The 14,360-nt window shown below is 45.4% G+C and carries 10 protein-coding genes and 1 tRNA gene; 6 read left to right on the forward strand and 5 right to left on the reverse strand.

What is annotated here, in order from left to right; translation table 11 throughout:
- Positions 1–26 precede the first annotated feature (26 nt).
- Positions 27–1,430, forward strand: coding sequence for a right-handed parallel beta-helix repeat-containing protein (locus V6M43_RS10675; protein ID WP_332735073.1), 1,404 nt, complete (start codon positions 27–29; stop codon positions 1,428–1,430).
- Between the two features lie 5 nt (positions 1,431–1,435).
- Here V6M43_RS10675 and V6M43_RS10680 read toward each other — a convergent pair whose 3' ends face one another.
- Positions 1,436–2,041, reverse strand: coding sequence for an alpha-ketoglutarate-dependent dioxygenase AlkB family protein (locus tag V6M43_RS10680; protein WP_332735075.1), 606 nt, complete (start codon positions 2,039–2,041; stop codon positions 1,436–1,438).
- A 121-nt stretch (positions 2,042–2,162) separates the two neighbouring features.
- On the opposite strand from V6M43_RS10680, the gene V6M43_RS10685 reads away from it, so the two are divergent.
- Together V6M43_RS10685 and V6M43_RS10690 are read left to right on the forward strand one after the other, a co-directional pair.
- Complete coding sequence (locus V6M43_RS10685) at positions 2,163–3,314, forward strand: glycoside hydrolase family 130 protein (RefSeq protein WP_332735077.1); 1,152 nt, start codon at positions 2,163–2,165, stop codon at positions 3,312–3,314.
- Between the two features lie 18 nt (positions 3,315–3,332).
- Entirely contained in the window at positions 3,333–4,367 is a 1,035-nt protein-coding gene (locus V6M43_RS10690) for a PmoA family protein (RefSeq protein ID WP_332735079.1), read from the forward strand.
- 16 nt (positions 4,368–4,383) lie between these two features.
- Here the strand turns inward: V6M43_RS10690 and V6M43_RS10695 are convergent, their stop codons facing one another.
- The 4 genes from V6M43_RS10695 to V6M43_RS10710 form a co-directional block, all read right to left on the reverse strand.
- Complete coding sequence (locus V6M43_RS10695) at positions 4,384–5,778, reverse strand: efflux transporter outer membrane subunit (protein ID WP_332735081.1); 1,395 nt, start codon at positions 5,776–5,778, stop codon at positions 4,384–4,386.
- 20 nt (positions 5,779–5,798) lie between these two features.
- Entirely contained in the window at positions 5,799–8,951 is a 3,153-nt protein-coding gene (locus V6M43_RS10700) for an efflux RND transporter permease subunit (RefSeq protein WP_332735082.1), read from the reverse strand.
- A gap of 26 nt (positions 8,952–8,977) precedes the next feature.
- On the reverse strand, positions 8,978–10,114 hold the full coding sequence (locus tag V6M43_RS10705; protein ID WP_332735084.1) for an efflux RND transporter periplasmic adaptor subunit: 1,137 nt from the start codon (positions 10,112–10,114) through the stop codon (positions 8,978–8,980).
- A gap of 254 nt (positions 10,115–10,368) precedes the next feature.
- Positions 10,369–10,442, reverse strand: a tRNA-Arg gene (locus tag V6M43_RS10710).
- A 118-nt stretch (positions 10,443–10,560) separates the two neighbouring features.
- On the opposite strand from V6M43_RS10710, the gene V6M43_RS10715 reads away from it, so the two are divergent.
- Genes V6M43_RS10715 through hutU form a run of 3 tightly spaced genes read left to right on the forward strand, consistent with a single transcriptional unit; the run spans position 10,561 to position 14,312 of the window.
- Entirely contained in the window at positions 10,561–11,040 is a 480-nt protein-coding gene (locus tag V6M43_RS10715; RefSeq protein WP_332735086.1) for a MarR family winged helix-turn-helix transcriptional regulator, read from the forward strand.
- Entirely contained in the window at positions 11,040–12,602 is a 1,563-nt protein-coding gene (gene hutH, locus V6M43_RS10720) for a histidine ammonia-lyase (RefSeq protein ID WP_332735088.1), read from the forward strand. Before V6M43_RS10715 ends, hutH begins: the two co-directional genes overlap by 1 nt.
- Positions 12,603–12,638: 36 nt before the next feature.
- Entirely contained in the window at positions 12,639–14,312 is a 1,674-nt protein-coding gene (gene hutU / locus V6M43_RS10725; RefSeq protein WP_332735090.1) for a urocanate hydratase, read from the forward strand.
- Positions 14,313–14,360: the final 48 nt, after the last annotated feature.

The raw sequence follows: 14,360 nt of genomic DNA on the forward strand, positions 1-14,360 counted from the left end.
GTAGCAAAATCCAATTCCAATTTCTGATGAAATACCTAGTAATAGCATTTCTATTTCTGTCGTGCACCAAACAGGTTACCAAAACAACTGAAACCAAAGAACCGGTTAGTCCTGTTAGCCCTCAACTTCCAGTTTATTATATCAGCGCCGATGGCAACACCACCAATAGTGGAAGAACCCCTGATAAACCATGGTCTATAAGTCGTGCCAACAACCACGATTTTTCCGCAGGTGATATACTTCAGATAAGTGGTAAGATCGATGAAGTGCTTTACATCGGTAGAGAAGATGCCGGTGAGGCCGGAGCACCCCTTACGATCCAGGGCTCCGGAACATTAAAAGGAATAGACCTTTACAATACGGAGAATATTACTATAAAGCAGCTGCGATTTGTAGGAGAAGGAATCATGATCCACCAGGACCAGGATACTAAGGAATACCTCTCTAATTTTATTGTTGATAGTGTTGAGTCGTCAGAAGCAATGTGGGGACTTAAGATCCATACTTCCGGTAAGGGATTTGAAAATGTATCTATCACCAATTCTGTTTTTCATCATAACCGTCATTCGGGAATCTATACTATTGGAAACTGGCCTGAGATCAACCACCGGAATATTCATATCAAAAATGTAATTGCACATCATAATAGTGGTACGGGCGAAACCAATACTGGTCATGGTATTGTGGTGGCCGGATTCAATGGTGGTGTCATTGAATATTCAGAAGCTTATGAGAATGGATCAAATGGTGATGCCAATATCGGTATCTGGGCCTTTGATGCAATTGATATCACCATTCAATATTGCAAATCACATCATAACAGGTCTAAAAAAGTAGATGGAGGGGGATTTGATCTTGATGGTGGAACGCAACAATGTGTAATTCAATATTGTCAATCATGGGAGAATGATGGAGAGGGATTCCTGCTGTTTGATTATGGCGGACCCAACCCCACAAAAAACAATACATTCCAGTATAACATTTCCTATAATGATGCCCGTAAGAATACCAACTATGGTGGATTTACGCTGGGTGGTGTGAATCCTGTTTATAACACCAGGCTTTATAATAATACTGTTTATATCAGTAAAGGTGCAGGTGTTAATAATGGGGCACTCACTTTTATTTACGGAGCAGCTATGAAGGGCCTTGAAGTAAAGAATAATATATTTTATGCCGACGGACTTGGTATAACGGCCTATTATGATTCGCCGGCTACAATGGAACTGGCAAACAATCTGTATTACTCCACTAAAACCATTTCCCTCGCCGGATTGGTGGGAGATCCGCTTTTCAGTGAGAATCTCTACCTTACCCAAACATCCCCCGCGGTGAACAAAGGCATTGAGCTGGATGGCTTACCTAAGAAAGACATCTACAATAATGCCATCACTAACCAGCGTGATATAGGAGCGATAGAATCACATTAATAAGTTTACTGATCTACCATATGCCTGAAGGTTAGGTTGATCCTTGCCTCGGTTACCCGGGTAGATTTTGGTAGGGAATGTTGCCAATGAGTTTGCGTAGTTCCTTTCATCAATAAGAGGCTTCCGTGTTCCAGCATTACCGATCTTGTTTCCTTTGAAAGCCTGTGTCGGAAACTGAACTTTCGTTCCGCCCCGAAACTTAAAGAGGCAATGGCGGATGCTGGTGTAATGGATTTTTCATTATCACTATGCCATCCCATCCCTTCGCCACCATGGTGGTAAAGATTCAGCAGGCAGGAGTTGAACTGCTCGCCCGTTATTCTCTCCGTGAGATCCTTAAGGGCTATAAGTTCCGGTGTAAAGGGTAGCGCCTCTTTAGTTGAATGAGAATAGGTATATGCAAATGGTTTCTCCCCATACCAGGCGACTTTCCTGCTGGTAATGATTTTTTTCCCGAAGATGATATTCACATCATTGCGCCAATCGATGGTGGAAAGCAGTTGTTGCATATATGTTGTAGCCTCGGGGCCAGGCATAATGCTGCCAAAGTATAAAACCATACCATCAAATGGCAGGAGGTTAGTGGCAGCAGTTGAAAAAATCTCATTCATAGATTTCTATTTAATGACCAAACAAGCTGGCGGCTGATTCGTTGACTAAGATCTGGTGTTCTTGTACGTAAAACTTTAATAACGTACCTTTTAGACCCCGAATCATTTTCAACAGCCTGCCATGAATCATAAAGGAAAATATTTTATTGGATTTGTTCTTAGCCTTTTTTTGCTGCCAGCTTTTGCGCAACAGGATGCTAATGGAAGATTGCCCGAATGGGCCTTTGGTGGTTTTAAAAGACCGGAGAAAGTGAACCCGGTGATTTCCCCTGACAGTACTACCCGCTTTAAAGATCCGATTACCGGAAAGCAGGTAGATTGGGAATCCAACGATACATTCAATCCGGGGGCTGTTGTAAAAGACAGTAAGGTGTATGTGCTGTACCGGGCGGAGGACAAATCAGGCATCGGCATCGGCTTCCGCACTTCACGCCTCGGACTTGCTGAAAGTGCTGATGGCATTCAGTTTAGCCGAAGGCCTTCGCCGGTATTATACCCTGGCAAAGATGATCAGCAGAAATACGAGTGGCCCGGTGGGGTAGAGGATCCACGGGTAGCTGTAACCGAAGACGGAACCTATGTTGTTTTCTATACCCAGTGGAACCGTGAACTGCCCAGGCTGGGTGTGGCTACCTCCCGCGACCTGGTCAACTGGACCAAACACGGACCTATTTTTGAAACAGCACATGGTGGTAAGTTCAATAAGGTTGCCCATAAATCTGCCTCCATCATTACACGCCTTCAGGACGATAAACAGGTAGTAGCAAAGATCAACGGAAAGTATTGGCTCTACTGGGGTGAGCTGGGAGTATTTGCAGCTACCTCCACCAACCTGGTGGACTGGGAGCCGGTGCTGGGAGCGGATGGTGAGCCATTAGCGCTTATATCGCCCCGTAAGGGATATTTTGATAGTGACCTGACCGAATGCGGTCCGCCGGCAATTATCACCAAAGATGGAATTCTCTTACTCTACAATGGTAAGAATAATGCCACCCAGGGCGATCCGCGCTTTACGCCTAATTCCTATTGTGGCGGGCAGGTTTTGTTTAATGCCAATGATCCGTTAAAGCCGATCCAAAGGCTTGACGTACCTTTTTTCAGACCCATGGAGCCGTTTGAGAAAAGTGGACAGTACGTGCAGGGAACTGTTTTCATGGAGGGATTGGTTTATTTCAAAAAGAAGTGGTTTCTTTATTATGGCTGCGCCGATTCTGAAGTTGCCGTTGCCATATTCGATCCAGCAAAGCCCACTCTTCCAGATCCTATAGACTGACCATAAAAGTAAAAATGTATGAAGAAGATACTGGTTGGTTTCCTGCTGTTTTCAAGCATGGTATTAGTTGCACAGGAAAAGGAAAAAGGATTCGAATTTATTGACCGTCCGGTAGATAAGCGGGTAGATCTTTTTTATAAGGATGTATTGATCACCTCATATCGCTATGATGATTCTGTGCGAAAGCCATTTCTTTACCCGCTGAATACACTGGATGGCATCACTATTACGCGTGGCTTTCCGTTGGAACCAAGGCCTGGCGACCGTACCGATCACCCGCACCAGGTTGGGATGTGGATGAATTATGAATCAGTGAACGGATATGATTTCTGGAATAATTCAACAGCTATAGAGCCTTCAAAAAGGGATAAATATGGAACAATCCTACATGAGAATATTATAGATAAAACGGGTGGACTCACGGATGCCAGCCTCGTGATCAGTGCTAAATGGATGAGTCCGGATGGACGGCAATTGCTCGATGAAAAAACCAGTTACCAGTTCAGGATTGATAATAATGATCTCCTGATAGAAAGGTCTACTATGCTAACCGCGCAAAAGGAAAAAGTTTATTTCCGCGATGTTAAGGATGGATTTTTTGCCATCCGTTTAGCGCGTGAGCTGGAAATGCCTTCAACAGAAAAAAGTGATTACATAGGCAAGGATGGAAAGATCAGTAAAGAGCCGGTGCTTCCGGCAGGTGGACTAACAGGCATGTATACCAGCAGTGAAGGTCTCCAGGGCGATTCTGTTTGGGGTACTCGTGCCCGTTGGGTAATGATGCAGGGAAAGAAAGATGGCAAAGATGTTACTGTGGCCATATTTGATCACCCTTCCAATATATACTATCCCTCTTACTGGCATGCACGCGGCTATGGATTGTTTTCCGTGAATCCCCTTGGCCCGGAAGTGTTCAGCAAGGGAGCAGAGAAACTGGATATGAAGCTGGAACCCGGACAGTCGGCTCATTTCCGATTCCGTGTTTTCATTGGCTCGGGAAGAAAACATAGTGCTGATGAGATCAATGCTTATGCAACAGAGTTTAGTGAATAAGTTTACTAACATCCGGCTATTCCTTCCATCCGCCTCCAAGTGAGCGATATAGGTTTACTCCACTCTGCAATTGCTGGAGCCGGTCGTTTACCTTGCCCAGTTCAGCCAGCAGCAGGCTTTGTCTTGCATTGATGATCTCTATATAATTCGCAAAACCGTTCTGTAATAACTCCTCGGAGAAGTTTACAGATTTCTGCAATGCATCCATCTGTAAAGTCCTTATAGAAATTTTCTCCCCGGCATTTTCATAAAGAGATATTGCATCAGAAACTTCACGGCCTGCATTCAGCAACGTATTCCTGAAACCAAGCAAGGCTTCCTGTTGCTGTGAGCGCGCCACTTCAAGTCGCGTGCGGTTGAGGCGGCGGTTAAAAATGGGCTGAAGAATTCCTGCCCCGATGCTGGCAGCAAAGGATGCAGGATCAAGAAAATCTGCAAGGGCTAAAGAGGATAATCCGGCCGAAGTATTTATACTTAAGCTGGGATAAAAAAAACTGCGGGCTACATTGGTCATTTCAAAGTAGTAACGGAAGTTCAACTCTGCCTGCTGAACATCAGGCCTGTTCACCAGTAACTGAGCCGGCACACCTGTTTGCAAAGCTGCGACCATTTTTTGCGATTGTAGACTGCTTCTTTCAATTGCACCTGGTGGCCTTCCCAATAAAATACTCAACGCATTTTCTGTTTCGCGAATACTTTGTTTGAGGTCGGGAATAGTTACCTCGGCTGCATAACGCTGTGCTTCACTCTGAACAACTGCCGCTTCCGTAACACTGGCGGCCTCTTTAAGCGCACGCATTGTTTGAACCGTGGTATCCCAGTTTATAACGGTTTGACGGGTGATGGCAAGCTGCTCATCCAATGCCAGCAACAGGTAATAATAATTAGCAATATCTGCTACAAGCCTTGTTTGTATTGCCTTTGAAGCCATTTCTGTTTGCAGGAGGGATGCAAGGCTGGCCTTACGACTGCTCCTGAGCTTACCCCAGATATCGGCTTCCCAATCTGAGGTTACTCCTAATACAAATTGTGTTGCACTGGTACGGATACCGAAACCCTGTGCTTCTGATAATTTCGATTCTGTAAAACTGGCATTGGCATTGAGAGATGGCAGGAACGCTGCCTTACTCTGGCTGTAATAACTCTGTGATTGCTGAATTCTCATCAAGGCCATCTGCAGGTCGGGATTATTCGAAATGCCGGAGTCAATATATGCCTGGAGAAGGGGGTCGGTGAAAAATTCATTGCGGCTGATGCTTGCAATATTGACAGAGTCAGTCTGCTGCTGATCTCTGTATTGATCAAAAGGCAGCGATTGTGGTGCCGTGTAGGGTTCAGTTACTTTGCAGGAAATAAAAAGTAAACTGCCCGTTACAATCAGAAAAATATATTGTGAGATCTTTTTATTCATATCGATTATACATTGTAAGCTTAGAGTTCATAATTATTCTCGCCCATATCCACCTGTTTTGGTTTGCCCGAAATGCTTTCCTGGATATGCTGGAATATGACAAATAGTACCGGTATCACAAATACACCGAAGATGGTTCCGATAAGCATTCCACCAACTGCTCCGGTACCAATGGATCTGTTTCCTGTAGCCCCGGCACCTGATGCAACCATAAGTGGAATGAGTCCGAATATAAAAGCAAATGATGTCATAAGGATCGGTCTTAATCGTGCTTCCGCACCTTTGAGTGCCGCTTCCACCAATGGCATTCCCTGTCTTCTTCTTTCGAGGGCAAACTCCACGATCAGGATCGCATTCTTTGCCAGCAGTCCAACCAGCATTATCAGCGTGATCTGCAGGTAAATATTATTGGTTATTCCAAAGATCTTTGCAAAAAGAAAAGCGCCCGCCAGTCCAATTGGTAAGGAGATCAGCACAGCAAAAGGAAGTATATAACTTTCATACTGCGCAGCAAGCAGGAGATAAACAAACACGATCACCAAAAGAAATATAAATACGGTTTGTCCCCCGGCAGAAAGCTCTTCACGGGTCATACCGGAATATTCAAATCCATAGCCTACCGGAAGTGTCTCTGCCGCCACTTCTTCAATGGCTCGGATTGCATCACCTGAACTAAACCCGGGGTTTGGTGCACCTGAAATATTAATAGAAGTAAAGAGGTTGAACCTTGATATGGATTGGGGTCCATATACTCTTTTAAGATTGATGAATCCCATGATGGGTGCCATGGCCCCGTTGGCATTTCTTACAAAAATATTATTCAGGCTTTCGGGGTTATCGCGGAACTCAGCCTCTGCCTGGTACATTACACGGAACTGTTTTCCAAACTGGTTGAAGTTTGATGCATACACCCCGCCATAATATCCCTGGATGGTAGAAAGGATCTCATTTACCGATAGTCCCGCCTCCTTGGCCTTAGCCACATTCACATCTATTTCATATTGCGGGAAATTGGGATTGAATGAGGTTGTTGCATACTGGATCTCCGGCCTTTTATTAAGCGCTGCAATAAAATCATTTCCCACTTTGGAGAAGATAGCAATATCCTTTCCGCTCTTATCCTGCAATTCAAAAGAGAATCCACCCGACATTCCAAATCCCTGGATGGTAGGCGGTGCAAAAAATATAACTCTAGCATCACGGATGCCCGCCGTTTTGGCAAACATCTTACCGATCACTGCCTGCACATCCTGGCCTTTATCTTTTCTCTCCTCCCAGTTCTTTAATCGCATGATCACCATGCCATAGTTACTGCCGGCACCACTGATCATTCCCCTTCCGTTGATCTTTAAAATGGTTTCTACTTCAGGGATCGTTTTGGCCATCCTCTCAATCTCATCTGTTATTTCAGCTGTCCTTTCTATGGAGGCTGATGGTGGCAGCGCAATATCTGACATCACCGCACCCATATCCTCATTGGGAACAAATGCTGTGGGCGTCGTTTTCATCAGGAAATAAAGTAGTCCGGTAAATAATAGTATACCCACCCATGCTACCCACTTTCTTTTCACCAGGAAAAATACAGATCGTTTGTATTTTTTAGTAGTGGCTTCAAAAGATGCATTGAAAGCCGTATAGAATCTTTGCAGGAAAGATTTTTTCTTTTCCTCCTCCTCCGGATGTGGTTTGAGTAATAAGGCGCAGAGAGCCGGACTCAGTGTTAGAGCGTTAACTGCCGACAGGATGATGGCAATGGCAAGTGTTAGACCAAACTGTTTATAAAATACGCCCGCTGAACCGGTAATGAAACTCACCGGAATAAATACTGCAGCCATTACCAGTGTAATAGAAATGATAGCGCCGGATATTTCATCCATGGCATCTTTGGTGGCACGGTGAGAGGAAGTATATCCGTGGTCGAGTTTGGCATGAACAGCTTCCACCACCACAATGGCATCATCCACCACAATTCCAATGGCGAGTACAAGGGCAAATAAGGTAAGTAGGTTGATCGTGAATCCGAACAGCCCCAGGAAAAAGAAAGTTCCCACAATGGCCACCGGTACTGCAATGGCGGGTATAAGTGTACTTCTAAAATCTTGCAGGAATATAAATACCACTATGAATACAAGTATGAATGCTTCGATAAGTGTGGTAATAACTTTACTTATGGAAGCGTCAAGAAAATCATTGGCGTTTACCAGGTTTACATATTTGATTCCATCAGGAAATGATTTCTCTGCTTCTTTCAAAACATCAAGACTTCCTTCTATCACTTCCTTTGCATTGGATCCTGCGGTTTGGCTAATGGCCACACCAACAGAAGGGAAACTGTTGGTGGTGGTAGTGCTCGCATAACTAAGTGCTCCTAATTCAATGCGGGCAATATCTTTTAGACGTAACAATTGTCCGGTTCCAACAGAACGAATGATGATGTTTCCAAAATCTTCTTCGTTCTTAAGCCTGCCCTTGTATTTAATTACATACTGGAACGACTGTTCTCCCTGCTCTCCAAATTGCCCGGGAGCTGCTTCAATATTTTGTTCTGCCAGGGCAGCACTGATATCGGAAGGTACAAGGCCATAAGATGCCATCACATCGGGCCGGAGCCAGATGCGCATCGAATATTCCATCCGGCCAAAAGCAGTGGCTTCTCCAACCCCTGTTACCCTTTTAATAAGTGGGATAAGATTTATTTCTGCATAGTTCTGCAGGAAGGTCTGGTCATAGGCCGGGTTCTCACTATATAAAGAAAATATTACCAGGTTACTGCTCTGGCTTTTTGCGGTGGTAACTCCTGAGCGGGTCACTTCCTGCGGAAGGAGAGGGGTGGCACGCGCAACCCTGTTCTGCACGTTCACAGATGCGAGGTCGGGGTTGGTGCCGATCTTGAAATTGATCGTGATCCTGGCAGAGCCATCATTGCCGGCAGAGGATGTCATATATGTCATATTCTCTACCCCGTTGATCTGTTCCTCCAAAGGAATAACCACGCTGTTGAGAACAACATCTGCATTGGCACCCTGGTAAGAAGCGGATACCACAACCGTTGGTGGTGCTATTTCGGGGTATTGAGAAATAGGAAGGGATTGCAATCCCAATAAACCCAGTATTACAATGATCACAGAAATTACAGTAGATAATACGGGCTGGTCTATAAAGCGTTTAAACATCTTCGTTACTTTGGTGAAAGGAGAAACTAGTGGGCTCGGTAAATACTATCAGTGCTGGCAATTTTGGGGATGATCTTTTCACCTTCCCGCAGGCTTGCAACGCCTTCTACAACTATTTTCTCACCGGGTTTTAGTCCCCCTTCCACTACAAAAAACTGACCCCCGCTATTCTCCCTGATCCTGATTTCTGTACTCTTAACGGTATTGGCCGTATCGAGCAGGAACACGAATTTTTTTCCCTGTATCTCAAAAGTGGAGCGCTGTGGAACAAGTAAGGCAGAATCGAGTGTAGCAGGAATTCTTATAGTGCCACTGCTTCCACTTCTTACAACATTATCAGGATTGGCGAAAGTGGCCCGCATCCTTATTGATCCCGTTTCGGTATTGATCAGACCACTGGCTGTTTCAACTTTGCCCTTATGCGGAAATTCAACACTGTTTGCAAGTATTAGCGTAACAGGAGGAATATGTGCACCCTTGATATTTAAAGAAAGATCGAGTGCCTGCTTTTCATTCAATGAAAAATAAGCATAGATATTATTGATGTTAGAAACAGTAGTTAATGGCTGAACTGTATTGCTGTTTACAAGACTTCCGATCTTATAGGGGATGGTTCCTATAACGCCATTTGCGGGACTGGTAACAATTGTATACCCAAGGTTTGTACGGGCATTTGACAGGGTCGCCCTTGCCTGTGAAAGTGCTGCCTGCTTTGATTGCAGGGCGAAGTTGGCGGACTCAAGAACATACTTGCTCACGATACCTTTCTCTACCAGTGGCCTTACTTTGTTAACCTCCATTTCTGCAGCATTAACATCGGCCTGGGCTATGCTGATATTGGCCTGTGCGGTTCTGACTTCCTGTTCATATTGAGGAGCACTGATCTGGAATAGTCGCTGTCCTTTTTTAACTGATGATCCTTCATCTACAAATATCCTCTCGATGTATCCATCAATCTTTGGTCTGATCTCAACATTCTGCTGTCCCTCAATGATGGCGGGATAATCTGCATTCACCACAAAACTCCTGGGTGTTATTTCCAACACTGAATAATCTTTTGCACCGGCAGCCGCGCCGCCGGCGGCTGGCTTTTTAGCATCTGTGCAGGAAGAGATAAATACAATAGATACGAGGGTCCATAACCAATTACGGAAAATATTCATTTGCTTAGTCATTAAAAAAATCAGGTAGAGGATCGAAATGGCAAGAGCCACGAAATTAGTGTATTAGCAACATTTATGCGCCGGCAAGGAAACCCGGCAGACATAACTATTTCAGGTAAAATTCAAAGAAGAGTACTTTTAGTGACTGTATAATCAATAAGTTAACATTTTGATGGCAGTTGAGAGCAAATGAAAACCCCTAAGACTACCCCCCCGATAAATAAAAAAACCCGCACATTGTGCGGGTATAAAAGTGATCCGGATTGGATTCGAACCAATGACCTACTGCTTAGAAGGCAGTTGCTCTATCCAGCTGAGCTACCGGACCTCGGGGCGCAAATATAAGGCAATAGCCGGTCAGGTCAAAAAAATGGAAAGATTTTGCGGCGGATATTATCTTTCCCCCTACATTCGTATAAGCACTTATATAATTTAAAACTATCCGCTTGTCATTCTATCAACAAACCGGTGTGCTGGTTTTTGGCAGCCGCCTTCGCCGCCTCAGTGAGACCTTTCTCGCTGATATCAACCGGATCTACAGGCATAAAGGAATACGCTTCGATGCAGCCTGGTTCCCGGTTTTCTATATGCTCTCCAATAAAGAATCGGTTTCTATCCGTGATATAAGTATTGAGCTCGAAACATCCCATTCCGCCGCCAGCCAGTTGATAAGTAAACTCCAGGAAAGAGGATTGATCCGCACAGTACCCGATAAAGAAGATAGCCGGAAGAAGCTGGTGACCTTTACGCCTAAGGGACAGAAACTCCTGCAACAGGTGAAACCAGTTTGGGAAGCACTACAACATGCTATGAATGATTTACTCCTCGAGAATGCACACAGTAAACAATTGATGCAGGCCATCCATGAAATGGAAAAGGCACTGCAGGAATCACCCCTTTTTGACAGAATAGAAAAAAAGCTCTGATGATTAATAGTTTTCAATACGGAATCGATACGCTCACCATCCGCACAGCTATAGCAATTGCCAATGGACAGGTGAAAGGGATACTGGGAGAGGAAGCGATAGAAAAAATCTCCAGGAGTGCTGCTGCCGTTGCCAGCATTGTTGCCGAGGGACGGACGGTTTATGGCGTAAATACAGGGTTTGGTATACTTGCCAATACGCCCATCTCTGAAGAAGACACCAAAACACTCCAGTATAAAATATTGCAAAGTCATAGCGTTGGCGTTGGTGATCCAATTGCCCCCGAAATCGCAAAGCTTATGCTGATCACCAAGGTACATGCACTGGCACAGGGCTTCAGCGGCGTGCAACTCTCCACGCTTGAAAGGCTTTGCTGGCATATTGATAATGATATCATTCCCATTGTACCAGAGAAGGGAAGTGTAGGAGCCAGCGGTGACCTTGCTCCATTATCACATCTTTGTCTGCCCTTGATCGGTTTGGGGGAAGTGTATGAGAATGGGATTAGAAAATCAGCCGGCGAAGTACTTTCTTCCTATGGAATGCAGGCGGTTCAACTGGGACCAAAAGAGGGACTGGCACTCATCAATGGCACACAGTTTATCCTGGCTCATGCAGTAAAGGCAGTACAACGATTCCAGAACTGTCTCGATGCAGCCGATATCATTGGCGCGATGAGCCTGGAAGCACTAACCGGAACCAAAGCTCCTTTTGATGAGGCACTCCACCAGCTTAGGCCATTTGAAGGCAATCTTCTCGTTGCACAAAGACTTCGTAAAATACTCAGCGATTCAGCCATTATGCAAAGTCATGTTGATTGCGGCAGGGTGCAGGATCCTTATTCACTAAGATGCATGCCACAGGTTCATGGCGCTTCCCGCAATGCCTGGTATCACCTTAAGCAGTTAACAGAAACAGAATTAAATTCAGTTACTGATAACCCGATCGTACTGGATGCCGATCACACCATCAGCGGTGGTAATTTCCATGGGCAGCCACTTGCATTGCCACTCGATTATAATTGTTTTGCCGCCGCCGAGTTAGGAAATATTTCAGACCGCAGATGTTATTTGTTGCTGGAAGGGAAATGGGGATTGCCAATGTTACTGATGAACAACGTGGGACTGAACAGTGGATTTATGATTCCGCAATACACAACGGCAGCGCTGGTTACAGAGAACAAAACATTATGCTTTCCGGCAAGTGCCGATAGTATTCCCACATCACTGGGCCAGGAAGATCATGTGAGTATGGGAAGCATCAGCGGACGGAAATTAAATCGTGTGCTCGATAACCTGGAGTTCATCCTTGCCATTGAACTCATGAGTGCCTGCCAGGCCATCGAGTTCCGCCGGCCACTGAAGAGTTCTCCCATACTTGAATTTGCACATGACCATGTACGTGAGTATGTGGAGTTTGCCAGCGAAGACCGCATTTTCTCTAAAGACATTGAAAAGATCACTGCCATTATCCGTGATTTCTCTTTTGTAAACCAGGTGAATGCTTTTGCAGGTGGCGCTGGTATTGATCTGAATGAAAATTACCCGGGCTATATCTGCTGACGCGCCCCATCCCTTAATTAAAAATGTAAAAAGACTATGGCCATATCACGCTACGACCCCGTCAAATATGCAACGCCAACCGGCTCCACCATAAGTTGTAAGGGCTGGATCCAGGAAGCTGCGCTTCGCATGCTACTCAATAATCTCGATCCCGAAGTTGCAGAAAGGCCTGATGACCTAATCGTTTACGGAGGAAGGGGTAAAGCGGCGCGCAATTTTGAATCCCTTGATCTTATCATAAAGGCGCTGCGCAATCTGAATAATAATGAGAGCCTGCTGATACAGAGTGGTAAGCCGGTAGGCATCCTGCAAACGCATGAAGATGCTCCCAGGGTACTGATCTCGAATTCACAACTGGTACCTAATTGGGCCAACTGGAAACATTTTGATGAGCTGGAGAAGAAAGGATTGATGATGTATGGCCAGATGACAGCGGGTTCATGGATCTATATCGGGTCGCAGGGTATTGTGCAGGGAACATACGAAACCTATGCTGCCGCCGCCAACAAGCATTTTAATGGAAGCCTGAAAGGAACGCTGCATGTAACGGCGGGCTTAGGCGGCATGGGTGGCGCACAGCCTTTGGCCATTACCATGAACGAAGGCGTTGCGCTGATAGCAGAGGTGGAGGAATGGCGGATTGACAAGCGCCTTGAAACCCGATACCTTGACCTTAAACTTACTGATATAGATGCCGCCATTGACAGGGCATTGGAAGCAAAAGCAAACAAAGAAGTAATTAGTATTGGCGTGCTCTGCAATGCCGTGCATTTACTGCAGAGACTGATCGAAAGAAATGTAATTCCGGATACCCTTACCGACCAAACCTCGGCACATGATCCGCTTATTGGATATGTTCCCCATACATTGAGTCTTACTGAGGCAAACATGTTACGTGAGCAGGATCCTGCTGCGTATATAGAACGCAGTTATGAGAGCATGAAACTGCATGTGGAATGTATGTTGGCGCTGCAGGAAAGAGGTGCAGTTACGTTCGACTATGGAAATAATATCAGGGCAAGGGCCAAGGAAAAGGGATTGGAGAATGCATTTGATTTTCCGGGATTTGTTCCTGCCTATATAAGGCCATTGTTTTGTGAGGGGAAAGGTCCATTCCGCTGGGCTGCACTAAGTGGTGATCCAAATGATATTGCCGCGACGGATGAACTGATCGCAAATATGTTTCCTGAAAACCAAAGTCTGCAGCGATGGCTTAAACTGGCGAAGGAAAAGATCGCCTTCCAGGGACTGCCTGCACGGATCTGCTGGCTGGGACAGGGAGAGCGGGAGAAAGCCGGACTCGCATTCAATGAGCTGGTGCGCAACAGAAAGGTTTCAGCACCTATTGTAATTGGTCGTGATCACCTCGATACAGGATCAGTTGCGAGTCCAAACCGCGAAACAGAAGCCATGCTCGATGGCTCCGATGCCGTTGCCGATTGGCCCATTCTCAACGCGCTGGTCAATACCGCAGGAGGAGCATCATGGGTAAGCCTGCATCATGGTGGAGGCGTAGGTATGGGATACAGTATACATGCAGGTATGGTGATTGTTGCAGATGGAACCGAAGCTGCGGCTGCAAGGCTTGCAAGGGTTCTGCGCAATGACCCGGGTATGGGTGTTATCCGCCATGCTGATGCAGGATATGATATTGCCAAAGACTGGAGCAGAAAATCTGGATTGGATTTAAATGACAGATTAACCAGGTAAAAAGACCGGGTAGATTATATGCGTAAATTACTTTTGCGTTAAGACAAG

It is taken from the genome of Flavihumibacter sp., from assembly GCF_036676075.1.
GTDB lineage: Bacteria > Bacteroidota > Bacteroidia > Chitinophagales > Chitinophagaceae > Flavihumibacter.

Coding starts and splice junctions, on each gene's coding strand:
- V6M43_RS10680 (WP_332735075.1), bottom strand. CDS start 2,041: ATGAATGAGATTTTTTCAACTGCTGCCACTAACCTCCTGCCATTTGAT.
- V6M43_RS10675 (WP_332735073.1), top strand. CDS start 27: ATGAAATACCTAGTAATAGCATTTCTATTTCTGTCGTGCACCAAACAG.
- V6M43_RS10690 (WP_332735079.1), top strand. CDS start 3,333: ATGAAGAAGATACTGGTTGGTTTCCTGCTGTTTTCAAGCATGGTATTA.
- hutU (WP_332735090.1), top strand. CDS start 12,639: ATGGCCATATCACGCTACGACCCCGTCAAATATGCAACGCCAACCGGC.
- V6M43_RS10705 (WP_332735084.1), bottom strand. CDS start 10,114: ATGAATATTTTCCGTAATTGGTTATGGACCCTCGTATCTATTGTATTT.
- V6M43_RS10695 (WP_332735081.1), bottom strand. CDS start 5,778: ATGAATAAAAAGATCTCACAATATATTTTTCTGATTGTAACGGGCAGT.
- V6M43_RS10700 (WP_332735082.1), bottom strand. CDS start 8,951: ATGTTTAAACGCTTTATAGACCAGCCCGTATTATCTACTGTAATTTCT.
- V6M43_RS10685 (WP_332735077.1), top strand. CDS start 2,163: ATGAATCATAAAGGAAAATATTTTATTGGATTTGTTCTTAGCCTTTTT.
- hutH (WP_332735088.1), top strand. CDS start 11,040: ATGATTAATAGTTTTCAATACGGAATCGATACGCTCACCATCCGCACA.